We start from the raw sequence: 26,600 nt of genomic DNA, 5'->3' as shown, positions 1-26,600 counted from the left end.
TCCACTTTTAGTTTATGAAGGGATGGCTTGGTTAAAGTATAAATAGGCGGGATAAAATTAAAAACTTACTATAATATTTTCGTGTTTTAATAAAAACTCCTTCTTATCTAACCCCCCATTATAACCGACCATTTTTCCGTTTGTTCCGATAACACGGTGGCATGGAACTATAATAGAAAAGGGATTTTTATTAACAGCTCCGCCAACTGCACGAACAGCCTTGGGATTTCCGATCGCTATCGCTATGTCTTTATATGACCTTGTTTCACCAAACGGAATGATGTCATATAAGGAACGCCATACCATTCTTTGGAAAGGTGTACCATGAAACTCTAAATCGATTGAAAAAGTGGATTGTTTTCTATCAAAATAATTCTTTAACTCCGATTTAGCTTGTAAAAAAACCTTTGCATCTGGATAATGAATTAATTCTGTGCATGATAAATAACGTGTCATCCACTTATGATAGTATTCGGATAATTCATTCATTGAACCAAAATCCATTCGAATAAGTTTATCATCGTGTCCAAGTAAGGTCATCGGTCCAACAGGAGTATCGATTTCATCAAAATAAAGCTTCATAGTACCATAACCACCTTATCTACTTAAATAGCTGTTTCTGCAAATTCCAATCCTTTTTCCATTTCGTATTTTACTCGATCATCTTTCTCGACTTTTATAGCTTCTTTGATAGCTAAAAAAGCTTCTTCTGTTCCAATTTTACCTAGTGACCATGCGGCTGTTCCGCGAATGACTGGTCTTGGGTCGTTTTTCATCACTTCAATAATCTCTGTTACAGCAGTTTTGTCTTTATAATGGGCCAGTGCAATTAATGCGTTTCTTTGAAGTGGTTTCTTCCCCCGCCATGAACCTGAAATAGAACCAAATTTTTCCTTAAATTCACGATTTGAAATTCGCAACATAGGGATTAATTTCGGCTTGGATATTTCAGGATCCGGTTCGAACTCAGGATGTGTGTGAAAATCGATCTCTTTGTTTTTTGGACATACTTGCTGACATGTATCACAACCATATAAACGATTTCCGAGTTTTATACGAAATTCATCCTCTAAATAATCCTTTGTTTGCGTTAAAAATGCAATACACCTATTCGCATTAAGTTGTCCACCTTCCCCTACTAACGCTCCAGTTGGGCAAGCATCCAAACATTTTCTACAATCTCCACAACTATCTTCTACCGGATTATCTGGTATAAACGGAATGTTCGTTATCATTTCCCCTAAATAAACAAAGGAACCAAATTCAGGAGTAATGATGGATGTATTTTTACCACTAAACCCAATGCCCGCACGTTCCGCAACTGCACGATCAGATAACTCTCCAGTATCTACCATTATCTTTGTTATGGCTTCGGGTACCTTTTCATGAATAAAATCAGCTAATTTGTTTAAACGATCCCGTAAGACTTCGTGGTAATCAATTCCCCATGAAGCCCTAGCAAAAAGACCACGCCTTTCTTCCTTGGTACTTTTCGGTGCATTTTTCATTCGAGACGGATAAGCTAAAGCAATAGAAATAATCGATTGTGCTTCTGGAAGTAATCGTACCGGTTCTGTACGTTCTTCAATAGTTCCTTTTTCAAATCCAGATTGGTAATTTAATTCTTGTTGACGTCTTAAACGTTCCTTTAATTCGGTAAAAACATCCGCTGTAGCAAATCCAATTTTATCTATGCCTATCTTCATCGCATATTCTCTTATTTCCTGTTGTAGTTCTTCGGTGCGCATTTATTGAACCTCCCTTCTTCGATTTATTTTTATATAGTTCCAGAATACTACGGAAATTTTGCCTTTTTCAAGTTATGTATCTAGGTAAGATTATGGAGGTGTTTTCTTCGTAGGATATTTTTACATGTTAAAAAGTGGAAAAAAGGTCTAGGAAAGTGAAAAACGCAATACTTCGTAGCCCTTTTTACTACGAAACACTGCGTTACAACCTTATGTATGGAGCGGGTGATGGGAATCGAACCCACGACATCAGCTTGGAAGGCTGAGGTTATACCATTTAACTACACCCGCATATAATTAAATTATTAAACTAAACTCAATCACGACCAACATGCCTCTCCATCTACAAGCATATTCAGGGAAGTGAATACTTCGAGGCAACTCGTAGCGGATTCGGTGGATGTATCGCTCGTGGCTGAGGTTATACCATTTAACTACACCCGCATTTTTTGTTTATCGAACTAACAAAATATATTATAACAATCTAGCATACTGAATTCAAGAGGTAATTCTACATTTTTTTACAAAGTTTTTAAAAAACCTTAACTTTTTTGTAAAACTAGATATAATTGGTGACAAAATGTTACATGGATATGACAAGATTTGTTATCGACCCGCTTTGGAAGAAGTGATAAACTAGATTTACTTGGGAGGGGAAAGTATAAAATGGCTATATATCCTATTATTTTGACTCAGACTAAATTCATGCATCACGATCATTTAAAGTATCCATTTGAAGAAAGAGGCTTACAGTTTGGGGATGGAATTTATGAAGTGATTCGCATTTATCAAGGTGAGTATTATTTATTTGAAGAACATGTAGATCGTTTATATCGTTCTGCGGAAGCAATTAAACTAACATTACCTTTTTCAAAAGAAGAATTAAAAGATTTATTACTAGAATTAATAAATAGAAATAAAATGAAAAAGGACGGAAAGTTATACCTTCAAGCAACACGCGGTTCAGCTCCAAGGGATCATATTTTTCCAAAAGACGTTCTTCCAAATATTTATGGATACATCCAAGAATTACCTCGTAACGTAAATAATTTAAACAATGGAGTAAAAGCTATAACAGAGCGAGATACAAGATGGGAAAATTGCTATATTAAAAGCTTAAATCTTTTACCTAATGTTCTTGCGAAACAAGAAGCTAGTGAGAATGGCTGTTATGAAGCGATTCTACATAAAGATGGGAAAGTAACGGAATGTAGTAGTTCAAATGTGTATTTAGTGAAGAACGGAAAAATATTCACTCACCCAGCTACAAATAACATTCTTCATGGTTGTGTTAGAATGGCTGTTGAAAGATTTGCTAATGATCTAAACATCGAATTCATTGAAGATGCCTTTTCTATTGAAGAAATTGCTAATGCAGATGAATTATTTTTATCAAGTAGTACGTCAGAAGTTTTACCAATCATCCAAGTTGACAAAACGATTATTTCTGATGGAAAACCTGGTAAAGTAACAAGAATGCTTCAGGCAGCTTATGAACAAGATGCTAAACTAGCTAAACAAAGATTAGAATATTAATATCTATAAGGGAAATCGGGAGTGATGGACACTCCCGATTTCATTTAATTTAATTTACTTTTTCTGATTTCTAAGTATTCCTGTAGAGATAAGGTTTTATCTTGATGTTCATTAATATGGCATTCTACCATTGCGTCTAGCGTTTCTAAACTTGTGAAATATGGGATTTGGTATCTAACTGCCAATTCCCTTAGATAGAATCCGATTTTTTCCTTTTCTCTTCCTTGGTTCGGAATGTTTAACACAAGATCTGGCATATTCGTTTTCCAATAATTAAAGATTTCATCCTTATTATTAGAAAGTGGAAATGCATAGATTCCTTTTGTTTCTAAAAATTTTGCGGTACCTTCCGTTGCTACAAGTTGAGATCCTGCTTCTACAAACTTTTGAATAAGAGGTAAACTTTCCTCTTTTAATCGATTGGATATGGAAACAAATAACTGGTTTACATTTCGAATATCACCCATTTGAGAAGCCACTTTTTGTAGTGCCTGATTATCGGAATAGCCTAAGCCAATAATTTCCCCAGTGGATTTCATTTCAGGCCCTAAGACATGGTCGACACCCTTTAGTTTACTTGCTGAGAATATGGGCGATTTGACCGTATAATAGGTTGGTTCGGGAAGTAAATCTAATTGATTTGTGATCTCCCTTAATGAATGACCTAATTGTGTTCTTACTGCCCACTCAACCATTGGAACACCTGTTACCTTGCTCATAATCGGGATTGTTCTAGATGATCTCGGATTGACCTCTAATACGTAGATAACATCCTTATGAATAACAAACTGAATGTTCATCATTCCAATAACTGGAACGATCTGACTTATCTTTTTAGCCATATCTATCAGTTGTTGTTTTACTTCTTCTGTTAAAGAAATTGGCGGAAATACCCCGATGCTGTCTCCAGAGTGAACCCCAGCACGTTCAATATGCTCAAAAATTCCCGGAACAACAATATCTGTCCCATCACTAATAACATCAATTTCGCATTCGACACCAGGCAAATATTGGTCAATAAGTAATGGCCAACAACGACCATTTGTATCCTTTTGAATACGCGATACATAGCTATATAATTCTTTTTCATTATTACAAATGAACATCGATTGTCCACCTATTACATAGGAAGGACGAATAAGAACTGGAAATCCTAAATCGTATATTGATTCTGACACTTCATCCAAAGAGTGAACGATATGTCCAGAAATGTGTGGGATACTCAGTTGATTTAGAAGCTCATAAAATTGTTCTCTATCTTCCATTTGGTCAATATGTTCTGGTAGTGTACCAAATATATGGATGCCCTCTTCTTTTAAATCATTAGCCAAATTAATGGCTGTTTGACCACCAAACTGAATAAGAACCCCTTCTACTTGTTCTTTCTCAATAACTTGAAGTACATCTTCTAATGCTAATGGTTCAACATATAATCGATCTGCTATGGAATAATCCGTACTTACTGTTTCGGGGTTATTATTAATAACAATTGCTTCATATCCCATTTCTTTCACAGCCCAAGCTGCATGAACGGAACAATAATCAAATTCTACCCCTTGTCCAATGCGTATCGGCCCAGATCCTAAAACAAGCACCTTCCTTTTATCATTGACTACTTCTACTTCGTCTTTTCCTTGCCATGTAGAATAATAGTACGGCGTTACTGCATCAAATTCGCCTGCACAAGTATCTACTAATTTATATGCTGGTTGTAAAGAAACCTCTTTATAATAGTCTCTTAGGTTTTTCGCAGATGTTCCTACAAGTTCGGCAATCCGGAGATCACTAATATGAAAACGTTTCGCTTCGATTAGCATTTCTTTCGGAACATTTGGCCACTCGTATTCGCTCAATTTCGTTTCAAACCGTACCATTCGTTCTATTTTTCGTAAAAACCAAAAATTGATATGTGTCCTATTCATGATTTGCTCTATGCACATTTCGCGCCCGAAAGCCTCCGCGATAGCAAACAGTCGCAAATCATTTGGTTTAGTGAGTAACTCTAAAATTTCATCGTTTGTTTTTTCATTCATTCCAGGCCACTTCAAACTATACATATTCATTTCAAGCGATCGAATAGCCTTATTTAATGCACCTTCAAAAGTCCGATCTATGGACATGACTTCCCCAGTAGCTTTCATTTGTGTCCCCAATGTACGATCCGCTTCTGTAAATTTGTCAAACGGAAAACGTGGAATTTTTAAAACGACATAGTCGATTACTGGTTCAAACGATGCATAGGTATTACCTGTAATCGGATTAATAATTTCATCTAAATGCTGACCAATCGCACATTTAGTTGCAATTCTAGCAATTGGATATCCAGTCGCTTTTGATGCCAGTGCGGATGAACGACTAACACGTGGATTAACTTCGATAATACAGTATTCTTTAGATTCTGGATGAAGAGCAAATTGAATATTACATCCTCCAACTACACCTAATGCACGTATTACTTTTAAAGAGGAAGTACGGAGCATTTGGTATTCTACATCTGTCAGAGTTTGCGAAGGAGCAACAACTATGGAATCCCCAGTATGTACACCTACCGGGTCAACGTTTTCCATATTACAAATAATCACGCATGTATCATTGGAATCCCGCATTACTTCATATTCAATTTCTTTCCAACCTTTAATACTCTTTTCAACTAATACTTGGTTAATCGGACTTAAGCTTAGGCCATTTTTGAGAAGTGCCGTAAACTCTTCTTCATTATAGGCAAAACCTCCCCCTTCTCCGCCAAGCGTGTAAGCTGGTCTGAGGATAACTGGGTAACCAATTTGTTTGATGAATTCCAAACCTTCATCTAACGTTTCCACGATTTGGGATTCAGCAATTGGTTCACCAATATCAATCATTAATTGACGGAATTTTTCTCTATCTTCCCCTTTTTGAATGGAGTCAACAGAAGTTCCCAATAATGTTACATTGTATTTGTCTAAAATACCTTCTTCATACAACTTGACCGTTAAATTTAAACCCGTTTGTCCTCCTAGCGTTCCAATTAAACCATCTGGTCTTTCTTTGGCAATAATTTTTTCTAAAGAATCAATGGTCAAAGGTTCCATATATACTTGGTCAGCAATCGACTCATCTGTCATAATCGTTGCTGGATTATTATTAACAAGTACCACTTCTATACCTTCTTCTTTTAAAGCAAGACATGCTTGGGTACCAGCATAGTCGAATTCCGCGGCTTGCCCGATAACAATCGGACCCGAACCTATGACTAATACTTTATTTAATGATTTATGCTTCGACATACTCTTTCCCTCCTGAAGAAATCACCTGCTGCATGAAATCAGCGAAAATATATTCTGTATCACTTGGCCCAGGATGTGCTTCAGGGTGGAATTGAACAGATTGAATGGGTAAGTGTATATGTTTTATTCCTTCAACAGACTTATCATTAACATTTCTAAACCATACTTGAAATTCATTTGAATCTATACTGTTATCAATGACAGCATATCCATGGTTTTGTGACGTTATATAGACTTTTTTAGTTTCCATCTGTTTTACTGGGTAATTTCCTCGATGCCCAAATGATAACCTTTCTGTTTTTGCACCATAGGCTAAAGCAATCAGTTGGTGACCTAGGGAAATTCCAAGAGTAGGATAATGTTGGGTTAATTTCTTAATGGTTGAAAGTACCCCATTTAATTCTTCAGGATTCCCTGGTCCACTACTAATTAAGATCCCATCAGGATGTAAAGCGTTTATTTGTTCGAAAGGAGTGTTGTATGGAACAATCGTTACCTTACATTTTTCTTTCAACAGTACTTGAAGTAATGATTTTTTATAACCGAAATCAAGAATGACTACATGATGGTCTCCATCCCCATAAACTTCTGGCGCTTTAACGGAAACTTTACTAACTAATTCTATGGAATCCTTGCTTTTCCAATTACTATTCGTATACCCTTCTTGCTTCGTAATGGCTCCTTTTACAGTCTTATATTTTTTAATAGTTGCAACTAAAGAACGTGTATCAATATTTACTAATCCAGGTATATTAGATTTTTTTAATTGCTCAGAAATCGTTGTAGTAGATTGATAATGGCTAGGCTCATCACAAACATCATTTATAATAACAGCTGAAACGGCAATATCATTACTTTGATCATCATGTATATTGATACCATAGCTACCTACAGTTGGGTAAGTAAATGTTAATATTTGACCTTGATAAGATGGATCTGTTAACATTTCTTGATATCCGGTCATGCTCGTATTAAATATAACCTCCCCTTCCGCTTCTATGTCTGCTCCTAACCATTCTCCTACGAATGATTCGCCCGTCTCTAACACAAGGTATCCTTTAGTCATGATGTCATTCCTCCGTTTCTATTTCATGAAAAACATTCACAAATTGGTTTAACTCTTCCTTAGTAGTTGTTAATGGAGGTAAAACTCTTAATACATTTGCACCTGCTGACAGTACTAAAATCCCTTTTTCTCGGAATCGATCAATCCATGGACCAACCGGCTCTGTAAGTTCGATTCCAACTAAAAAACCAAGCCCTTTTATTCCAATCACTTTATTAGAAGATTGCCGTAATTTCTCCAATTGTTTCCGGAACCAGTCACTTTTCTCTTTTACCTCTGCAAGAAATCCATCACTTAATATGCTTTCGATTGTTGCAATTCCAGCACTTGTCGCAAGTGGGTTACCACCAAAAGTACTTCCATGTGTTCCAGGGCTAAACGAAGCTGCAACAGATTCACTCGCAAGCATTGCACCGATAGGAATACCTGATCCTAGTCCTTTTGCTAAAGTTATTACGTCTGGTTTCACACCAAATTGTTCATAGGCAAATAATGTTCCCGTTCTTCCCATTCCAGTTTGTACTTCATCAACCATTAGGAGAATGTCGTTTTCTTTACAGATTTTTTCCAACTGTGTAAGCCATTCTTTATCAACTGGATTTACTCCACCTTCTCCTTGAATAACTTCTAGAAGAACTGCGGTTGTTTTCCCATCGCTAATTTCACTTAAAGACTCAAAATCGTTTAAAGCTAAATAACGAAATCCTACAGCAAGCGGCGTAAAACCTTGATGAATCTTTTCTTGCCCGGTAGCTGCCATCGTTGCTCCAGTACGTCCATGAAAGGATTGTTTAAACGTTACAATATCCGTACGTTCTGGATTACCTTGATCTTTCGCATATTTCTTAGCAATCTTAATTGCTGCTTCGTTCGCTTCCGCACCACTATTGCAAAAGAACACTTTTTCAAACACACTATTTTGAGTTAAAAGTTCGGCCAACTCTTCCTGATTCGGAATCTCATAAAGATTCGAACAATGCCATAGTAGATCAAGTTGTTCTTTTACTCTAGATTGTACTTGATCTGGAACATGCCCTAAATTACATGTTGCAATACCAGAAGTATAATCTAAATATTCATTTTCCTTATCATCCCAAACTTTACTCCCTTTTCCTTTTACAAGTTTTACTGGGAATCGATTGTATGTATTCATGATTGCTATATTTTTAACTGCTAGATTATTAGACATGTTGGACCTCTCCCATTACAATTTTTGTTCCAATGTTTTTCCCTTTCATATAATCTTTCAAGTCACTCGGAGATACCCCATTTATAATAACGGATTCATCTACCCCAGCCGATAATGCATCCATAGCGGAGTTTACTTTAGGAATCATTCCACCATAAATAACTCCGGAAGATATCATGGAATTAATCTCTCGTTTGGTTAGTTTAGAATGGACCACTTGTTTCCCATCAATCGTCTCCATAACCCCTGGAATATCGCTCACGAATATCAATTTGCCCCCTACGCTACTCGCAACAGCTGCAGCTGCCATATCCCCATTAATATTGTAGCGAATCCCTTCCTTGCCAATTCCAATTGGTGAGATAACTGGTATACCACCTTGCTCCATGATTAACTTAAGCCAATAATCATTAATTTTTTTCACCTTACCTACGAAACCTAATTTCCCCGAAGGATCAATAGGCTCTGCTTGTAAAAGAGAACCGTCGACACCACTAAGGCCAAAAGCTATCCCTTCCGCTTTTATCAACTTATTAACAATTCGTTTATTGATAGAACCGCTCATCACCATCTCAGCAATTTTTAGAACATCTTCAGTTGTTATACGTAATCCATCCACAAAAGAGCTTTCGACTTCCGCTTGCTTAAGTGCTTGATTAATTTCAAGTCCCCCACCATGAACGATAATCGGGTCACATATTTTCTTTTCTTTTAATTCAACAAGGCTTTTATAAAAGTCTTCAGGAAGTTTTTCTAAAACACTACCACCCATTTTTAACACAACAATACCCATTTTGTTCACCTCACGTACGATAAGAAGCATTAATTCTTACATAGTTATAGGTTAAATCACAGCCCCACGCTGTTGCTCCAAATTCTCCGTTTTGCAAATCGATATTAATCTTAACTACTTCATTTTGAAGATACTCACTTGCTTCTTTTTCCATAAATGAAACAACTGCCCCATCTTTCACTACATCAATATCCCCAATCGATACACAAATTTTGTTTGGCAAAATTGGTTGTTCACTATAGCCAACTGCGCAAATAATACGGCCCCAGTTTGGATCTGAACCATATACTGCTGTTTTTACAAGATTAGAAGAAATAACTGCTTTCGCCACCTGTTTCGCTACTATTTCGGTTGGTGCACCAAAAGTGTTAACCTCAATAAGTTTAGTCGCCCCTTCTCCATCCTTTGCTACTTTCTTCGCTAGTTCTTGACTAACAAATTGTAATGCTTCCACAAACTCTGCCCATTGTGGATGTTGTTCATTTAACATTTCATTTCCTTGCGTTCCATTAGCTAACACAAGGACCATATCGTTTGTACTTGAATCGCCATCTACCGTTATCATATTAAAGGAATAGTCGATTGTTTGGCGTAATGCGTTTTGCAGACTTACAGCGTCAACTACGGCATCTGTCGTCAAAAATCCTAGCATGGTAGCCATATTGGGATGAATCATTCCAGATCCCTTAGCCGCCCCACCAATTGTGATCGTTTTTTCATCAATTTCAATTTCCACTGCTACATGCTTTGTTTTTGTATCTGTTGTTAAAATTGCTTGCTCAAAATTCTCCGCTGCTACATGATTTTCTTCTCCCATAGCGGCAATTCCTATACGAATCTTATCCATTGGCAATGTTTCACCAATAATACCAGTAGAAGCAACCGCAACTTGATCGACCTCAACCGTCATTTTTTCAGCTGCTAATCTTTGCATTTCTAAAGCATCTTGATACCCTTGTTCACCAGTAAAAGAATTCGCATTCCCAGAATTAACAATAATGGTTTGAATTTTATGGACCTTTTCTAAACTTTTCTTCGTAACCTGTAATGGTGCAGCTTGAAAAGCATTTAAGGTATATACACCAGCCGCAACAGCCGGGACTTCTGAATGAATCCAACCAAAGTCTAGTTTTTTTCTACGAATTCCACAGTGTACCCCTCCTGCTATAAACCCTTTTGGACTTGTCACATGTCCATTTTCTAAGACATTCATTTTCTTTGGTTGTGTTGTGATCAACTTATTTCATCCTTTCCTTATGAGGTTGTTCCAAAAAGTCTGGTGAAAATGACACTTTTCACCTCCTTTTTGAACACATATTTTTATGGAAAAATAGGGATATGATATAGTCCGTGCTTCTCATCCCAACCATTCATTAAATTTGCATTCTGAATTGCTTGCCCAGCTGCCCCTTTAACTAAATTGTCGATTGCGGATCCAATAATGAGTTGATTGGTTCGTTCATCAACATGTAAGCCAATATCACAGAAATTGCTTCCGTACACTTCTTTTGTTGAAGGAAATACTCCTTCTTCTCTAATTCTTACAAAAGGATGCGTTTCGTAGTAGGATTGGTATAAATCAATCACTTCTGGAGTGGATACTTGCTTATCTAACTTTCCATACATGGTACATAGTAATCCTCTTGTCATCGGGATTAAATGTGTCGTAAAGGTCGTAGCTATGTCTTCATTCGCAACTTGTGATAAATATAAATCGATTTCAGGAATGTGCTGATGTTTTCCAATTTTATAAGGGGTAACATTTTCATTCGTTTCAGAGTAATGCGTCATCTGGGATTGTTTTCTTCCCGCTCCAGATACTCCAGTTTTGCCATCAATAACGATGGATTGATTATTCAATATCCCATGTTCTACTGCAGGTAGTAAACCAAGCAATGCAGAAGTGGGAAAGCATCCAGGGTTAGAAATAATCTTTGCCTTTATAATCTCCTCTTTATAAATCTCGGACAATCCGTAAACTGCTTCATCTAATATTTCCTGTGGTGCCGCTTCTTTACCATACCAGGTTAGATACGCTTCACGAGCATGTAGGCGTAAGTCCCCGGATAAATCAATGCATTGTACATTTGATTCTTGGAATTGTGGTACTAAATCTTTTGCAACCCCAGCAGGTGTAGCAAGAAAAACAACATCTATTTCATCTTTTAATCTATTAATATTTAATTCTTCCATTGGGTCATCATAAAATTCTGTTAAATGCGGATAAACAGATGTAATTTGATCCCCATATTGTGAATGTGAAATGATCTGTTTTATTTTCATATAACGATGGGACTGGAGTAATCGAATTAATTCAACCGCGCCATAACCCGTTCCACCAATGATTGCTACATTTTTCACCGAATGACTCCCTTTCATATTTTCGAATTATTCATTATTATAGATTTTCCCATCCATTTATGCAAGTATATTTATGAAAAAAAATTAATATTTATGCATAAATATTTCTGAAAACCTCCATTTAATTGTATAAAGGATGTATAAAGAGACTTCCATCAATGAGGTTTTCCTTTATCTACCACCGATGGTTATAGGATAAAAAATGGTTCTCCAGAAAACTGAAGAACCATTTTTTAATATACATATTTGTCTAAAAACCTAGTTAATGTATCTAAATATTTATCTCGTTCCAAGATAATGGATTCACCGTGATTAGCTCCATCCACAATCATAAGCTCTGCTTCACTTTTCGTGTTTTTCAACAATTCCTTAGTCATGGAGGTTGGAACAAATGTGTCACTTCCCCCATGTATATAAAGGATTGGTACCTCCGCTTTTTTTACTTGTTCCAGTGCGGAAGCCTCCTTAATGTTATATCCGGCTTTTATATTGGTGATGAGTCCAGTTGTTGGTAATACCGGAAATTCAGGTAATTTAAACATTCTATCCAATTGATATGCAAATAAATCATTTACACTTGTATATGGACTATCAGCTACAATTGCTTTAACATTATCTGGAAACTCTTCCCCACTAGCCATTAATACTGTTGCGGCGCCCATGGAAAGACCATGTAACACAATCTCTGTATCATCCCCAAGTTCATCAACTACACGTTTGACCCAGTCGATTAAGTCAAGACGATCATGCCAACCAAAGCCAATATAGTCGCCACCACTTTCTCCATGTCCTCGCATGTCTGCGGTAAACATATTGTAACCTAATTCCTCTACATAATACTGACCAAACAAGCCCATATCACTAGCTCGTCCTAAATAGCCATGAGCAAAGACTACTGTTTTATTCGTTGGCTCTTTGGCAGGTAAAAAATATCCCTGAAGTGCAATTCCATCATAAGATTTCATTTTCCACTCTTTAAAGTCTTGAGCTTTTACCCAATCACGCCAATCCCCTTGTGTAAACTCTTCCATCGCTTGGGCGGAAACCTGCAAATCCTGATTACCATTTAAGAAATCTTTAACATTTCTTTCTATTGCTAAATCATATAAGTAATATCCGATCATGAAATTGATAATAATTGCTATAATAAATAACCCTACGACGATTCTTAAGATTATTTTTTTCATTTATTCGCTCCTCTACGCTAACTATTATTCTATTATACTCGAATAGTTAGTCATAGCGGAAGACGATATAAATGGTAGTTTATTACATCTTTACGTGGAGCTTATCCCCCATCACTTTCTTTGTCCCCCAGAAGTTTGAGATGGGATAAATTTTAAAATAATACTCCAAGACTCCACTTTTTCATCAAATGTTTTGGTAAATCGACCTGGAATAGGGCTAGTGGAAGGCAATTTCTTAACATGGACATCCGGAAATTGAGTGAAATCAAAGTGCTTTTTGAATGTGTCAAAAGCTTTCGTCCCATTACATCCAATAAAACGAATAGTGGGATATCTCTCTAAAAGCCCAGCTATATCATTAGCCTCTGCATCTTTAATGGAAGAATCTAAACTTCCTTCCCGATAACAAGCTGCAATTGCATCCCATAATGCTATTCCATGTTTTTTCACAAAATCGATTCGGTCATCATAATTATCTATTTTATTTTCTTGAAATAAAGCAAAAAGAATTGGCCAAAAATGATTCCTAGGATTGCCATAATATTGCTGTTCTTCTAGTGATTTCACACTAGGCATGGAACCAAGGATTAAAACTCTTGGTTCATCTGGAAGTACTGGTGGAAAAGAAACTATTTTTTTATCCAATTCAATCACTCACTATCCGTATTTGCTTTTTAAAATTATTGGCTACTTTGTTTATGTTCTTCTTCCAAGGTCTCGTCCGCCTTCTTTCTTCTTTTCGGTAGTTTTTCCCGTATTAATGAAAAGAAACGCTTAAGCGGTGGTATCCCTTTCTTTATCCAATGCTCTTCCATCTTTTGAAACATCGGTTTCAGTTTCTCATTAATAAATGGAACGTGATATAACCTTGTGAGCAATTCGGTTATAACAAATATAAGCCAGCCGATTATATATACGTACCCAATCATTAATGTAATGGCTAGCCCATTTAAATCAAACACTTTCTCCAACATAAATTCATATCCATTACCCGTTTTTCTCTGTGCAGTATACACAAATGAAACTAATGGTATTAAAAGAGATAATATCATAGCAATTGCTGCCAACGCACTAAATCTCTGTTTGACCCAGTATACAATGCTTGCTACTAGGGTTATAGAAAAAATAATCATATAGATGACCAAAAATATTTGTGGCAAACTTTCCAATGACCTCACTCCTTATAAAGGATAAATGATAAATAATACGTGTTTGTTCATTTATATGAAATGAGGGTGTTCTTTTATGTTTTGTTTTCTTAGTGGATTATTCCATTTAAAAATTGAGATAATCGATGTTCAAATTCTTCCGTCGCCACTTCATATGCTTTTGTATGACCCGCACCAGGAACTATCCATAATTCCTTTTCTCCTCCCGCGGCTTCATAAAGCTCATGTGCCATTTCTGTTGGTACTAATTCATCCTCATCCCCATGAATGATAAATAGTGGTAGCTTATTATTTTTCACTTGATCTAAAGCAGATGCCTCCTCAAAGGTGAATCCAGATCTAACTTTAGTCATCATACTAGTAAAGTCCAAAAGCGGACGTGCTGGTAAATCATATAAATGCTTTAATTGATGGGCAAGCTCTTCTTTTACCGTTGTATATCCACTATCTGCAATAATACCTCTCACTTGTGGAGGCAATTCCTCACCACTTACCATTAATACAGTAGCCGCCCCCATGGAATTACCATGAAGGACTATGTCTTCTATATCATATTTTTCAATTAATACATCAACCCATCCAAGATAATCAATTCGATCATGCCATCCATAACCAACATAATCCCCTTCACTATTTCCATGCCCTCTTGCATCCGGAATTAGAATATCAAATCCCAGATCATAATAGAATTTAGCATAATCTCCCATTTTGTCACTATCCGATCTATAACCATGGGCAAGAATGACTGCTTTATTATTTTGTTTTTCATTCTTTAAATACCTAGCATATAATGTTAATCCATCAAAAGAAGTTTGGCTAACAGCTTCCAAATTTTGTTCTTTAAACCAATTCCTCGCGTCATCTAATGTAGAAGGTTCTTCCTCCTTTTTTACGACCTCAACAGTTTGTTCCTTTTTACCATCATACAACTCCACTTCCACTCCACGCTTTACAGCTTCCCCATAAAAATAATTAACAACGAAAAACAAAGATGCACTCAGGACAATAAAAAGGATTGCTAATACTTTAATAATCTTTCTTTTCAATTGTCTGCCCCCGATCCGTTTTCTTTTAAATTACCATAAAAACTTCTACTAAGCATTCGTCTAATTTCTAGGGTAACGGAATAAACTAGTAAAATCACCATGATAAAAGTCTATCACGGACATAAGAAACGGAATACTACCGTGGAAAGTCCGTGACAAAGGGGATCACGGACAAAGTTCCTGTTCTTCTTGCTTCAATTGTCCGTGAGCTCCTGTCACGGACAAAAGAAATAAAAACGCTCCTGGAATGTCCGTGACAAGGTTCATAGACAAAAAGAGTGACCCTAAAGAACCTTTATTAGAAAACTTATGCTGGAAACAAAAAAGGTATCCTTCTATTAGAGATACCTTTATAAAAACGAACTATGCTTCTTTTTCCTGCAACGATACCATTACTCGTTAAAATTTGTAAGCTTGCCGGTAAAACAGAGAATAATTCTGGAACAACAGTAACTCCAAGACCCATTCCCACTGGACACGCGATAATCATAGCACCTGTCGATAAATAAAAGCATGACCCTCTCTCTCCGAGATGTCATGCTGTGTCGTAATTCAACAAATCCTCATTATTCAACCACTACTTCTCCAACCATGCCCTCCTTCTCATGGTATCGGCATATCAATTCATACGTGCCGGTCTTTTCGGGCTTTATCGAGATTTTTTTCTCTTCTCCCGGTTGAAGCTCCACATCAATGGCTAGTCTTTTTACAGTAAAGGTATGTTCTTTCATTCCTTTATTCTGAAGCAGTAGAATTGTCGTTTCTTCATTTGGAAGCGTAATTACGTCCGGATTAAAGAAATCATCGTTCAATTCGACCACGACTTCATTATTTGCATTCTGAGCTTCAGTTTCTGCAACTCCATGTAGCGAGCCAAAACTAGAAAGAACCATGATCACCGCAAATACACAAACTAACCTTATTAACGGATTTTTAATAGACATTGGATAATACCTCCTTTCTGCCTGTTAGTTTCTTCAATTTACAGGAAAATATCAAAGAATATTAGAAGTGATATATTCGTCTATATCAGGTATGACTAATTCTAGATTTCATGATTTCACTTTTATTAAACGTTTCCTAAATAACTTTAAAAGGAGAAAGCCATCCTTACGGCTTTCTCCTTTTATGCTTCTACTAAATTATCATTCCTTAGTTCCCGCTTCTCAAATCGACTTTTCACAAGATAAGCCGCACCAATCATTCCTGCATCATTGTCCAATTGTGCGAGCTTCACTTCACAACATTCACTTACCCTAGGAAGGGCATACTTTTTGAATGCTGCTGTTATTTTAGCGAGCAGCGGCTCCCCTGCTTTAGAGAGTCCGCCACCAATTATAATCTGACTAGGATTGATCGTAACTGCCATATTTGCCATCGCCTTACCTAACATATCTGCCATCCGTTCAATAATCCTTTGACTCGCTTCATCTCCGGACGTTGCACAATCAAAAACATCTTTCGCTTCTAACATACCACGTTGGTTATAACGGGCAGCGAGTACACCGTGAGGAGCTTCTTTTATATGATCCATGGCCATGTGCACAATTCCCGTTGCCGAAGCTATTGTTTCCAAACATCCCATTCTTCCGCAATTACAGCGGTATTCGTTTGGCGCAACTAAAATGTGTCCAATTTCACCGGCAGTGCCATTCGTTCCGTTCGAAATCTCTCCATTTGCGATAATTCCGCCACCAACTCCAGTGCCAAGCGTAATAAATATAAGGTTTTCAGCAGAGTTGCCGCTCCCTTTCCAGTTCTCCGCTAATGCTGCTAAATTAGCATCATTTTCTATAAATACAGGTAAACTTGATAATCGGTGAAGTTCTTCTTTCAGATTGAAGTTTTTCCAACCAATATTTACAGCCTCTTCCACGATACCAGTTACTGGATGTATAAAGCCTGGAGCGCCCACACCTATTCCTATTATTTTATTTTCTATTTTGTATTTTGATAAGGTATCCGCTATCGATGCCCAAATATCTTTTACAATTGTCTTTCCTGCATTATCTTTGTTCGTTGGTATTTTCCACTTAACTAAAAATTCTCCCTTATGATTGATTAAGCCGATTTTTACAGTAGTGCCTCCAATATCTATGCCTATCATCAACTCATCCATTTAGACGTACTCCTTATCATGTAAGTTTAGCGGATTGCTTCCTTATGAGTAGGTTACTCCTGAATGATCAAACAACATCTTATTTTATCTGATACACTCGGGCTTCATACGGACGGAAAGTCATCGTATCCAGTGTTTCATGAGCCTCTTGCACCTGATAGTTGCTTAATCGCAATTCCGCCTGCTTCCCTAGTAAATTTTCAGGGAACTCGAAATCGGCAGTACCATCCAATAAGTTTGTTAAAATAACATACTGTTGCTCACCTAACGTACGCACGTAAGCATAAATTTGCTCATGTTCTTCTAAGATAAGTTCATAGCTACCGTATATGAGTGTCTCATTTCCACGGCGCAGCTCGATCAACTTCTTATAATAATGGTAGATGGAATCGGGATTCTCCAGTTCGGCTTCTACATTGATTTCCTTCACATTTGGATTTACTTTCATCCATGGTGTTCCCGTTGTAAATCCGCCGTTTTCCTTACTATTCCATTGCATCGGTGTTCGGGAGTTGTCCCGGCCGCTCTTCCAGATGATTTTCATCACCTCTTCATGACTTTTACCGGCTACCCGTTCTTCTTTATAAAGTGTTTTAATTGCAACATCATTATAATCATCAATGGAATCAAACTTGACGTTCGTCATTCCAATCTCTTGCCCTTGATAAATAAACGGTGTTCCTTGCATTAAAAAGTACATGGTTGCAAAGCTTTTTGCCGATTTTTCCCGCAAGTCCGTATCATTTCCCCATGTGGAAACAGAACGAGGCTGATCATGATTTTCTAAGAACAGAGCATTCCAGCCGATACCATCCAGACCTTTTTGCCATTTGCTGAGCGCTTTTTTAAGACCTTGCATATCGAGTCCGCCTGTTGCACTCTTGCCCCAAAGGTCCAAATGTTCAAATTGGAAAATCATATTGAAAAAGCCATTCTCCTCGCCGACCCATGCATCCGCTTGTTGAATTTTGACTCCGTTCGCTTCTCCGACGGTCATAATATCATATTTATCAAATGTTTCTTTTCTTAGTTCCTCCAGGAAAACTTCAATTCCAGGTCGGTTCATATGTCCCTCATACGAAGGAACATATTTTTGATTGTCGGGGTTCGGCATATCCGGAAAACCGGGAACTTTTTTAATATGTGAAATTGCATCGACTCGGAAACCATCGATTCCTTTGTCCAACCACCAATTCACCATTTTATACAAATCGTGGCGAACTTCCGGGTTTTCCCAGTTGAGGTCTGGTTGTTTACTGGCGAATACATGCATGTAATATTCCCCTGTCTTCTCATCGTATTCCCAGACGGACCCTCCAAAGATAGATTCCCAATTATTCGGGGCTTTGCCGTCTATCCCAGGATGCCAAATATAATAATCCCGGTATGGATTGTCCCTTGAAGAACGGGATTCAATGAACCATTCATGCTTATCCGATGTATGGTTAATGACGAGGTCCATAATCAATTTCATACCACGGGCATGTACCTCTTCCAGTAATTCATCAAAATCTTCCATCGTTCCGTATTCGGCTGAAATTCCCTGGTAATCGCTAATATCGTAACCATTATCAATGTTCGGAGATGGATAGATTGGGGAGATCCAAATGACATCAATCCCTAAATCCTGTAAATAATCCAATTTCGAGATGATACCTTGGATATCCCCGACGCCATCTCCATTTGAATCCATAAAACTTCGCGGATAAATTTGATAGGCTACCGCTTCCTTCCACCACTGGCTAGTCATACTTATTTCCTCCTTTAGCTGAACGGTTTGATATAGAACATCAGCTAATTCTTTTCCTGTAAAGCAAGATTATGCCCACCAGATATTAGCGGGGGCCTCTTCCATATTGATAGCTTTCAAGTTTCGAACTGCTGCGCGAAAGCCTTCATCAATAGACATGATTGGATCTTCATGTTCAATGCTCATGACATAATCATAGCCATACGTCCTTAATGCACTAACTATGTTAGACCATTCTTGGATACTATGACCGTACCCAACTGAACGGAAACTCCATGCACGCGTCTGGACATCTGCATATGGCTGCATGTCTGTCAGTCCATACATGTTTACATTATCTTGATCAATAAATGTGTCTTTCGCGTGGAAATGATGAATCGCATTTTCCTTACCTAATATTTTAATCGCTGCAACCGGGTCGATGCCTTGCCACCATAAATGACTTGGGTCCAGATTAGCACCAATTGCCTCGTTCGTTGCATCTCGCAGTTTCAGTAATGTATAAGGTGTATGAACGAGAAAGCCTGCATGAAGTTCCAATCCAACTTTCACCCCATGATCTTTTGCAAATTGAGCTTGCTCTTTCCAATAAGGAATCAATTTTTTCTCCCATTGCCAATTTAAAATATCAGTGTACTCGGTTGGCCATGGTGTCACAGGCCAGTTAGGGTATTTGGAATCTTCATGTGATCCTGGTGTACCGGAAAACGTGTTGACGACTGGTACATCCAGCATTTGCGCAAGTTTCACGGTTTTCACGAACATATCATGGGATTTTTTTGCATGTTCTTTATTTGGGGAAACCGGGTTATCATGGCAGCTGAATGCACTGATCGTTAAGCCCCTTGAATGGACTTTATCGATAAATTCCTTCCGTTTATCCTCATTAGCGAGTAATTCATCCACATCACAATGAGCAGTGCCAGGATTCCCACCAGTACCAATTTCAACTGCTTGCAATCCAGCTTCCTTTACATGATCCAACATTTGTTCAAAAGGTTTTTCATTAAATAATACTGTAAATACGCCTAATTTCATGGATACCGCCTCCAGTTAATTTAATGTTATACTTGATTTGTTTTCACTACTTTTGTAAATCGCTTCAATTATTTTAGTAACAGTTCTGGCTTGCTCGGGTTTGTTCACTAATTCCGCTTCCCCAAGACAGCTTTCAATAAAGTTTTTGGCCTGAAGAAATCCTGCTTTTGCTTGATCATCTTCTACTTTTGCTGTGGTTGTTAGGTATGCTCCGTGTTTCGGCTGATAGAATTCAATTGGAAATACATTCAATCCGCCATTCGAACCGGATATGCTTACATTTGTCGTATCTTCTTTTATATTTGCTGCCCAAGAGCATTCAAATAACATAGAGGCACCATTCTCAAATCGGATATAGGAAGATACATGGTCATCCACATCAAAAGATTCATGATCAAAGTTGCCCCAGTCGTTGAGCTGATTTGGCGTTTTGCTTAATCTGTTATACGTTGTTCCTGTTACTTCTACTGCGTTGGGTTCATCTAATAGCCAAAGTGCTGCATCCAAAAAGTGACAACCCCAATCTATCAGACTTCCTCCGCCTTGTAATTGTTTATTCGTAAATACACCCCAGCCCGGAACTTTCCGGCACCTTAATGCCTGGACCCTTGCTACAAGCGGGTCCCCAACCTCTTTCATCGTTTGTTTTGCCAGCTGAACAGATTCTATGAACCGATAATGATACGCAATGCTTAAACACTTATCCGCTTTCTTTGCTGCTTTGATCATTAAATCGCACTCTTCGGCCGTGATGGCCATCGGTTTTTCACATAAAACATGGACTCCTGCTTCTAATGCCGCGATAGAGATTTCTGCATGGAATTTATTCGGTGTGCAAATTGTCACCGCATCAACGGTGGCGAATAGTTCTTCATAATCGGAAAACACGTAAGGGATATTAAACTTTTCCGCTACTTCTTTTGCTTTTGTAATTTTAAGATCTTGTATTGCGGTAATTTCCACTTTGTCTGATAATGCCTGGTAGGCCGGGATATGACGATCTTGCGCTATCCCACCTACTCCGATGATTCCCATTTTCAATTTCCGCATCCATTTCACTTCTCCAAACTGATAATTCGTTTCGTTTCCACTGATTCCAATGCACCTAGAATCACTTGCAATGATTTCTTACCTTCCTCGCCATCAATTAATGGATTTGTATCATGAAGAATGGATTCGATGAAATGATCGATTGTATGTGAGGTTGTTTGACCTCCATCTTCATTCGATTGAATGCCATCCAACTCATACTTCACTACCTCTCCATTATTGTATTGCACAATAAGGGAGTATTCGGGATCATCCTCAAGCCTTAACGTTGCCTTTTCCCCATAAAGAATCGTTGAATTATCTTCTTTTGCGGTATATGCCCAGCTTGCTGCAAGTGTACCGACGATGCCGCTTGTTGATTTTAAAATTAACGTTGCATTATCATCGACATTGATATTTTCTTTCGCATTCGTTTCGACAAAAGCTCCAACCTCTACGAATTCCTCACCTAACAGATAACGCAGTAAATCCGCTTTATGTACACCAAGGTCACCCATTGCTCCGATAAAGGCCTGATCTTTTTTGAAGAACCAACTGTCCGCTCCGTCTGCACTCCAGCCTTCTGGGCCACCATGTCCAAAACTCGTACGGAAACTATAAATTTTTCCAATTTCACCTTGTTCGATTAATTTCCTTGCTTTTTGATGAGAAGAAACGAAGCGTTGATTATGGCCGATCATGAGTTTCTTATTATTCCTCTCGGCTGCTTCAATCATCTGTTCAGCTTCTTCACGGGAAGTTGCCATCGGTTTTTCACATAAGACATGAGCGCCTGCATTTAGGGCAGCGATACTTACTGGTGCATGTAAATAGTTAGGGAGACAGACGCTCACTGCATCGATATTTTCTGATTCCAGCAATGCTTCATAACTTGTATATGCCTTAGCATGATATTTTTCAGCAGTTTCTTTTACTCTTGCTTCATTAATGTCACTCACAGCGACAATCTCCACATGTGGGTTATTGTTGTATTCGATTAAGTGGCGGTGTTTTGCAATACTTCCACAGCCAATGACGGCAACACGAATTTTTGTCATAGGACGATTCCTCCTTCGATTATTTCTCGGCTATTTGTCTAGTGAATCCGCATTTCCATGCGCAGGGGGCCAGTCAATCTTCCATATTCACTCAGACTTATATTCACTTACGGATTCACGGTAAATTACTTTGTGTGGAATGATGATCCGTTTTGCCGGTTCTGATTTATTTACTGTCTTTTCTATTAATGCTTTAGCTGATTGTGCGCCTATTTCATAGATTTGTATATCAATCGTTGTTAATGCAGGACGTGTAATTTCTGATAAATATACATTATTGAAGCTTACTAACGAAATATCCTTTGGAACATGCAATCCCGAATCTTCAAGCATGCTTAAAACACCTAAGCTGATTAAATCATCACTAATTACAATCGCTGTCGGAGGCGTCTCGAGCGCTAATAAACTCTCTACTGCTTCCCGCCCTCCTGATTTCAGAAATTCGGTATGAATCTGATACGCTTCTTTATTTTCTAGTCCAGCTTCATCCAGTGCTGCTTTATAGCCTTCCTCACGGTCAACTGTTACGAATAAATCCCTTGCCCCACCAATAAAAGCGATTTTTTCATGCCCTTGTTCAATAAGATGTTCGGTAATTTCTTTCCCTGCTGAAAAGTTATCATTATCGACATGGGTTGTTTCGCTGATGTTCTCATAGGGCTTTCCAACGATAACAAACGGAAATTCACTTTCCCTAAGGAACTGCGTAACAGGATCATTCATCCGGGAATAAAGTAAGATCATACCGTCGACATAACTGCCATAAACCATACGTTCAACTTCCGCAAGTATTTCTTCCTCTGTTTGTCCGCTGGAAAGCATCATTGTATATTGTTCCTTATGTGTAACAGATCCAATTCCCCGTAATACTTCTGGGAAAAATGGGTTTTGCAATGCTTTGTCAGCAGATGATGGCAAGATAACACCGATTGACTTTGTTGATTTGGCAACTAAGTTTCGTGCATGAATATTCGGATGATAACCTAGCTTTTTCATTGCTTTTCGTACTTTTTTCTTTGTATCAGGACTAATTCTCGGATTATCGGCAATTACCCTAGAAACTGTAGAGGGTGATACACCTGTTACCTTTGCTATGTCTTTAATTGTTACCATTTTCCATTTCACCCCGCTTCTTTAATCGACTGACTTCCCATACTGGGTCTTTATTTTCTGTAGTTGTTTCCTTTCAACGTACTCATCACTGAAGTGAGTATGATAAAACACAGCGAGCAAGATAAAGATTAGAGCCGTTGACTGTGTCATAATAATGACAATAACATCGAATCCTAACAATCCCATAATCATTGCGATTAAAGTTGCTAATCCAAGTGTGTTTACAATTAGATTGACAGATTCTTTATATGTCCCTATTGATGAGGATTGACCTCTCTTCGTTAAATAGATGAAGAATGAAGCACCTATTACAAAAAAGAGCAGGCTTGCAAAGGCGATATTAAAAACAGCAAAGATTAAGCCACCTACAACGATTGCTTTATTCTGGGTAAACCATTGATTAGAAATCGCTGCTTGCAGTTCTTTTTCATTGGTTACTCCAGACAAATTGAAATCCCGAGTATATTTAATGTTTGCAATTGGCTGCCCCGCTTCTTTGATTGTTATGCCTTCCTTTTGGAAGAGGACTGCATTTTCCATTTCCAGCGCTTGCTCCATTTTCTCATCTGATAAATTTCCGCCGATCACGCCAGTTTCTTTCTCTTGATAGAAAGTAGGAGCATGCTCCATTTCTCCTTGAGAGAAAGTTGCATTTTCTAATGAGGTCACGGTTGTGTCATCAATAAGTGCAAACGCATTCGGATACGTTTCATCAATTTCGTAAGTATCCATTTTCGCAAAATCCAGCGACACTGGGATCAAAATCAAACCATTTAAAAAGAAAAACACAATAATGATTTGCAACCAGTTTAATTGATGTCTCCCCGTAAACATGTCGGTAGGCCTGAATATACTTTTAAAGTAATTTAATGGGAATATATCTGTTTTCATCTATACTCACTTCATTTCTATGATTTAAATCGATTATCCTTTTGTTCCGCCTGCAGTTAAACCGGAAACAAAATTCTTTTGTAACATAAAGAATAAGATACTAATCGGTATCGCAATTAAGATTGCCCCTGCAGAGAAGAGTGCTACTTTCTGTTCTTGCGGATTACTAATAAATGTATGTAATCCAATTGCTACAGTGTAATTTTCAGGTGACCGCAATAGGAATTTAGCTAACATGTATTCGCCAAACGGTGTCATAAATGCCCATAATGCTTGAACAGCAATCATCGGTTTTGCCATTGGCAGCACGATTTGTGCGAATATCCTGAAGTGACCAGCACCATCCAGCTTTGCCGATTCATCCAAATCGTATGGTATCGTATCAAAATACCCCTTCATGAGCCATGTATTCATCGGAATACCTCCACCAATGTAAAGGAACATCAAGAACCAACTTTGGTCGAGTGCACCTAACAGCAATGCCATAACGTAGAAAGCAACTAAAGTAGCAGTCGTTGGTATCATCTGTACGAGTAAGAAAAACATCAAGCTTTTCTTACGGCCAATAAAACGGTAACGGCTAAATGTATAACCGGCCAATGTAATAAGTATCACCTGGACAATCATCGTGACAAATGCAATGACCAACGTATTAATATACCATTCGCCATAGAGTGTTTCTGTAAATAATCTCCTGAAGTTATCCAATGTCCATGTCGCATCGAAACTGAGATCAAAGGCGGAGATGTTACCGGCTTTAAACGCGGAGCTTGCTGTTATCAACAAAGGATACAATATAATCACGGATAGGAGTAGTAAAAATGCATACGTGAAAAACTTTGTAAAGAATCGGGAAGATTTTTGTGATCGGAATAAATTACTCATCGTTAATCCTCCATTTCAAATGCTTTTGTCTTTTTAAATACAATCAACGCAATAGTAATGACAAATATCGAAATAAATAATGTTACTGCTGCTGCAATTGAATATTGTGGTGATGTTCCAGTTGTAAGCTTAAATATCCATGATATTAAGATATCCGTTGAACCCGCACCTGCTCCGATACTTCCTGGTCCGCCTTCATTAAAGAGGTAAATCATGTTGAAGTTGTTCAGATTAAAGGTATATTGCGTAATAAACACTGGCGCTGCAATCATTAATATCGTTGGAAGGGTTATATGACGAAAGCGCTGGATTGGACCAGCCCCATCAATTTTTGCTGATTCATATTGTTCTTCTGGAATAGATTGCAAGATTCCCGATACCAGCACATAAATATAAGGGAATCCTAACCAACCTTGAACTAATATAATTGCTATCTTAGTAAAAAAGGGGTCCGTCTTCCATGGTAAAGCTCCCAAATCTATAAAAGGAACAAGCGAATTGATAAACGGAATGACCTGTGAATTTATTGCTCCCAAGCTATCATTAAACATGTTTGAGAAACTCATAATAGTAATGAATGCAGGTACAGCCCACGGGAGTAAGAAAATAATTCCAAATAACCGTTTAAACTTAATAAACTTCTGGTTTAACACAACTGCCGTAAATATACCGATCGCTATTTGTAATGAAGTGGCACCTAGTGTCCAAATTATCGTCCAACCAAGTACAGCTATAAATGTATCACGATACGAGCTGAGGAAGAACATATTGATAAAGTTTTCAAACCCAACCCAATCAATTAAACTAGCTGGAGGTATATGATAAAAGTCATAGTTTGTAAATGAGATAAAGATCGTAACTAAAACCGGGAAGATAATTGCAAAAATCATAACTAGGTAAGCGGGTATTGTAAATAGATAAGGAAAACCATTATGATACACATTCTTCAAAATATCCTTCGCCGTTTTATTTATTTTCTTTTCCTCAACGATTTGTATTGCAACTTTCCTCGCATCATAAATATTAATGGCATAAAATAAGAAAAATATAACTGTCAAAAGTAGTTGCAAGGATCCCTCTATGAGCAAGAATAAAGAATGATCCTCACCTGGTGTTAACCCTAACGTAACCATACCAGTAAACGCAGCAAAACCAAACACAATCATTTCATAAATAAACAAAGCGAATACTACTAGAAAGGCAATGCCTTTAAATGTTTGTTTGTTATAAAACTGACCTATTCCTGGAATGACTGAGAGCCATGTCGCTGTTCTTACCCTCTTCTTCGCGTCCTTTGTACGTTCCACAACAGTGTCACTCCCTTTTTCCAAATGCCCGGCAGAGCCTAATTGGGCC

Annotated in this window: 23 protein-coding genes, 1 tRNA gene and 1 pseudogene; 1 reads left to right on the top strand and 24 read right to left on the bottom strand. The window is 37.8% G+C overall.

Features of this window, described 5'->3' with window-relative positions:
• Positions 1 to 57: 57 nt before the first annotated feature.
• The 3 genes from MHI02_RS06975 to MHI02_RS06965 all read right to left on the bottom strand — a co-directional run bounded on the left by MHI02_RS06975 (position 58) and on the right by MHI02_RS06965 (position 2,039).
• Entirely contained in the window at positions 58 to 582 is a 525-nt protein-coding gene (locus MHI02_RS06975; RefSeq protein ID WP_047185248.1) for a methylated-DNA--[protein]-cysteine S-methyltransferase, read from the bottom strand.
• Between the two features lie 23 nt (positions 583 to 605).
• On the bottom strand, positions 606 to 1,748 hold the full coding sequence (gene queG / locus MHI02_RS06970) for a tRNA epoxyqueuosine(34) reductase QueG (RefSeq protein ID WP_257457719.1): 1,143 nt from the start codon (positions 1,746 to 1,748) through the stop codon (positions 606 to 608).
• A 217-nt stretch (positions 1,749 to 1,965) separates the two neighbouring features.
• A tRNA-Gly gene (locus MHI02_RS06965) sits at positions 1,966 to 2,039 on the bottom strand.
• Between the two features lie 375 nt (positions 2,040 to 2,414).
• On the opposite strand from MHI02_RS06965, the gene dat reads away from it, so the two are divergent.
• The gene (dat, locus tag MHI02_RS06960; protein ID WP_047185246.1) at positions 2,415 to 3,284 is read left to right on the top strand and encodes a D-amino-acid transaminase; all 870 of its coding nucleotides are present in this window, start codon (positions 2,415 to 2,417) and stop codon (positions 3,282 to 3,284) included.
• Between the two features lie 44 nt (positions 3,285 to 3,328).
• On the opposite strand, the gene carB is transcribed toward dat, so the two are convergent.
• From carB to MHI02_RS06855, 21 genes and pseudogenes are all read right to left on the bottom strand, one after another.
• Positions 3,329 to 6,550 (bottom strand): carbamoyl-phosphate synthase (glutamine-hydrolyzing) large subunit, encoded by a 3,222-nt coding sequence (gene carB / locus MHI02_RS06955; RefSeq protein ID WP_341165784.1) that lies wholly within the window; start codon positions 6,548 to 6,550, stop codon positions 3,329 to 3,331.
• On the bottom strand, positions 6,537 to 7,616 hold the full coding sequence (locus tag MHI02_RS06950) for a carbamoyl phosphate synthase small subunit (RefSeq protein WP_047185244.1): 1,080 nt from the start codon (positions 7,614 to 7,616) through the stop codon (positions 6,537 to 6,539). The genes carB and MHI02_RS06950 overlap by 14 nt, the downstream gene beginning before the upstream one ends.
• A 4-nt stretch (positions 7,617 to 7,620) precedes the next feature.
• Positions 7,621 to 8,805 carry an acetylornithine transaminase gene (locus tag MHI02_RS06945; protein WP_047185243.1) on the bottom strand — a complete coding sequence of 395 codons (1,185 nt, stop codon included), beginning with the start codon at positions 8,803 to 8,805 and terminating at the stop codon, positions 7,621 to 7,623.
• Positions 8,798 to 9,598, bottom strand: a complete 801-nt coding sequence (gene argB, locus MHI02_RS06940) for an acetylglutamate kinase (RefSeq protein ID WP_047185242.1) — start codon at positions 9,596 to 9,598, stop codon at positions 8,798 to 8,800. The genes MHI02_RS06945 and argB overlap by 8 nt, the downstream gene beginning before the upstream one ends.
• 10 nt (positions 9,599 to 9,608) lie before the next feature.
• Positions 9,609 to 10,835, bottom strand: a complete 1,227-nt coding sequence (gene argJ / locus MHI02_RS06935; protein ID WP_047185241.1) for a bifunctional ornithine acetyltransferase/N-acetylglutamate synthase — start codon at positions 10,833 to 10,835, stop codon at positions 9,609 to 9,611.
• 83 nt (positions 10,836 to 10,918) lie between these two features.
• The gene (gene argC, locus MHI02_RS06930; RefSeq protein WP_083452456.1) at positions 10,919 to 11,959 is read right to left on the bottom strand and encodes an N-acetyl-gamma-glutamyl-phosphate reductase; all 1,041 of its coding nucleotides are present in this window, start codon (positions 11,957 to 11,959) and stop codon (positions 10,919 to 10,921) included.
• A gap of 233 nt (positions 11,960 to 12,192) precedes the next feature.
• Positions 12,193 to 13,146 (bottom strand): alpha/beta hydrolase, encoded by a 954-nt coding sequence (locus MHI02_RS06925; RefSeq protein WP_047185239.1) that lies wholly within the window; start codon positions 13,144 to 13,146, stop codon positions 12,193 to 12,195.
• A 111-nt stretch (positions 13,147 to 13,257) separates the two neighbouring features.
• Positions 13,258 to 13,800: a DNA-deoxyinosine glycosylase gene (locus tag MHI02_RS06920; RefSeq protein WP_312030825.1), complete on the bottom strand. Its 543-nt coding sequence runs from the start codon at positions 13,798 to 13,800 to the stop codon at positions 13,258 to 13,260.
• Positions 13,801 to 13,826: 26 nt separating this feature from the next.
• Entirely contained in the window at positions 13,827 to 14,315 is a 489-nt protein-coding gene (locus tag MHI02_RS06915) for a hypothetical protein (RefSeq protein WP_047185237.1), read from the bottom strand.
• 89 nt (positions 14,316 to 14,404) lie between these two features.
• Positions 14,405 to 15,361, bottom strand: coding sequence for an alpha/beta hydrolase (locus MHI02_RS06910; protein WP_047185236.1), 957 nt, complete (start codon positions 15,359 to 15,361; stop codon positions 14,405 to 14,407).
• 307 nt (positions 15,362 to 15,668) lie between these two features.
• Positions 15,669 to 15,854 (bottom strand): annotated as a pseudogene (locus MHI02_RS06905) (purine permease); the annotation flags it as partial.
• 73 nt (positions 15,855 to 15,927) lie between these two features.
• The gene (locus MHI02_RS06900; RefSeq protein WP_047185234.1) at positions 15,928 to 16,305 is read right to left on the bottom strand and encodes a cupredoxin domain-containing protein; all 378 of its coding nucleotides are present in this window, start codon (positions 16,303 to 16,305) and stop codon (positions 15,928 to 15,930) included.
• A gap of 182 nt (positions 16,306 to 16,487) precedes the next feature.
• A complete protein-coding gene (locus tag MHI02_RS06895; RefSeq protein WP_047185233.1) occupies positions 16,488 to 17,480 on the bottom strand; it encodes an ROK family glucokinase in 993 nt (330 codons plus the stop codon).
• Between the two features lie 79 nt (positions 17,481 to 17,559).
• A complete protein-coding gene (locus MHI02_RS06890) occupies positions 17,560 to 19,230 on the bottom strand; it encodes a glycoside hydrolase family 13 protein (RefSeq protein WP_047185232.1) in 1,671 nt (556 codons plus the stop codon).
• Between the two features lie 69 nt (positions 19,231 to 19,299).
• Positions 19,300 to 20,268 carry a sugar phosphate isomerase/epimerase family protein gene (locus MHI02_RS06885; protein WP_047185231.1) on the bottom strand — a complete coding sequence of 323 codons (969 nt, stop codon included), beginning with the start codon at positions 20,266 to 20,268 and terminating at the stop codon, positions 19,300 to 19,302.
• 15 nt (positions 20,269 to 20,283) lie between these two features.
• Complete coding sequence (locus MHI02_RS06880) at positions 20,284 to 21,318, bottom strand: Gfo/Idh/MocA family protein (protein ID WP_047185230.1); 1,035 nt, start codon at positions 21,316 to 21,318, stop codon at positions 20,284 to 20,286.
• A 5-nt stretch (positions 21,319 to 21,323) separates the two neighbouring features.
• The gene (locus MHI02_RS06875) at positions 21,324 to 22,355 is read right to left on the bottom strand and encodes a Gfo/Idh/MocA family protein (RefSeq protein ID WP_060667512.1); all 1,032 of its coding nucleotides are present in this window, start codon (positions 22,353 to 22,355) and stop codon (positions 21,324 to 21,326) included.
• A gap of 87 nt (positions 22,356 to 22,442) precedes the next feature.
• Positions 22,443 to 23,468 (bottom strand): LacI family DNA-binding transcriptional regulator, encoded by a 1,026-nt coding sequence (locus tag MHI02_RS06870; RefSeq protein WP_060667513.1) that lies wholly within the window; start codon positions 23,466 to 23,468, stop codon positions 22,443 to 22,445.
• 21 nt (positions 23,469 to 23,489) lie between these two features.
• Complete coding sequence (locus tag MHI02_RS06865) at positions 23,490 to 24,359, bottom strand: DUF1189 family protein (RefSeq protein WP_060667514.1); 870 nt, start codon at positions 24,357 to 24,359, stop codon at positions 23,490 to 23,492.
• A gap of 33 nt (positions 24,360 to 24,392) precedes the next feature.
• On the bottom strand, positions 24,393 to 25,244 hold the full coding sequence (locus MHI02_RS06860; RefSeq protein WP_047185226.1) for a sugar ABC transporter permease: 852 nt from the start codon (positions 25,242 to 25,244) through the stop codon (positions 24,393 to 24,395).
• Positions 25,245 to 25,246: 2 nt separating this feature from the next.
• Complete coding sequence (locus MHI02_RS06855) at positions 25,247 to 26,551, bottom strand: carbohydrate ABC transporter permease (RefSeq protein ID WP_060667515.1); 1,305 nt, start codon at positions 26,549 to 26,551, stop codon at positions 25,247 to 25,249.
• Positions 26,552 to 26,600 lie beyond the last annotated feature (49 nt).

It is taken from the genome of Oceanobacillus sp. FSL K6-0118, from assembly GCF_038006665.1.
Lineage (GTDB): Bacteria > Bacillota > Bacilli > Bacillales > Amphibacillaceae > Oceanobacillus > Oceanobacillus caeni.
Note: the sequence above shows the minus strand (reverse complement) of the source record. Positions and strands in the feature narration are given on the sequence as shown.

Coding starts and splice junctions, on each gene's coding strand:
- MHI02_RS06875 (WP_060667512.1), bottom strand. CDS start 22,355: ATGACAAAAATTCGTGTTGCCGTCATTGGCTGTGGAAGTATTGCAAAA.
- MHI02_RS06950 (WP_047185244.1), bottom strand. CDS start 7,616: ATGACTAAAGGATACCTTGTGTTAGAGACGGGCGAATCATTCGTAGGA.
- MHI02_RS06900 (WP_047185234.1), bottom strand. CDS start 16,305: ATGTCTATTAAAAATCCGTTAATAAGGTTAGTTTGTGTATTTGCGGTG.
- MHI02_RS06925 (WP_047185239.1), bottom strand. CDS start 13,146: ATGAAAAAAATAATCTTAAGAATCGTCGTAGGGTTATTTATTATAGCA.
- argB (WP_047185242.1), bottom strand. CDS start 9,598: ATGGGTATTGTTGTGTTAAAAATGGGTGGTAGTGTTTTAGAAAAACTT.
- carB (WP_341165784.1), bottom strand. CDS start 6,550: ATGTCGAAGCATAAATCATTAAATAAAGTATTAGTCATAGGTTCGGGT.
- MHI02_RS06860 (WP_047185226.1), bottom strand. CDS start 25,244: ATGAGTAATTTATTCCGATCACAAAAATCTTCCCGATTCTTTACAAAG.
- MHI02_RS06880 (WP_047185230.1), bottom strand. CDS start 21,318: ATGCGGAAATTGAAAATGGGAATCATCGGAGTAGGTGGGATAGCGCAA.
- MHI02_RS06975 (WP_047185248.1), bottom strand. CDS start 582: ATGAAGCTTTATTTTGATGAAATCGATACTCCTGTTGGACCGATGACC.
- dat (WP_047185246.1), top strand. CDS start 2,415: ATGGCTATATATCCTATTATTTTGACTCAGACTAAATTCATGCATCAC.
- MHI02_RS06885 (WP_047185231.1), bottom strand. CDS start 20,268: ATGAAATTAGGCGTATTTACAGTATTATTTAATGAAAAACCTTTTGAA.
- MHI02_RS06870 (WP_060667513.1), bottom strand. CDS start 23,468: ATGGTAACAATTAAAGACATAGCAAAGGTAACAGGTGTATCACCCTCT.
- MHI02_RS06895 (WP_047185233.1), bottom strand. CDS start 17,480: ATGGATGAGTTGATGATAGGCATAGATATTGGAGGCACTACTGTAAAA.
- MHI02_RS06890 (WP_047185232.1), bottom strand. CDS start 19,230: ATGACTAGCCAGTGGTGGAAGGAAGCGGTAGCCTATCAAATTTATCCG.
- MHI02_RS06945 (WP_047185243.1), bottom strand. CDS start 8,805: ATGTCTAATAATCTAGCAGTTAAAAATATAGCAATCATGAATACATAC.
- queG (WP_257457719.1), bottom strand. CDS start 1,748: ATGCGCACCGAAGAACTACAACAGGAAATAAGAGAATATGCGATGAAG.
- MHI02_RS06865 (WP_060667514.1), bottom strand. CDS start 24,359: ATGAAAACAGATATATTCCCATTAAATTACTTTAAAAGTATATTCAGG.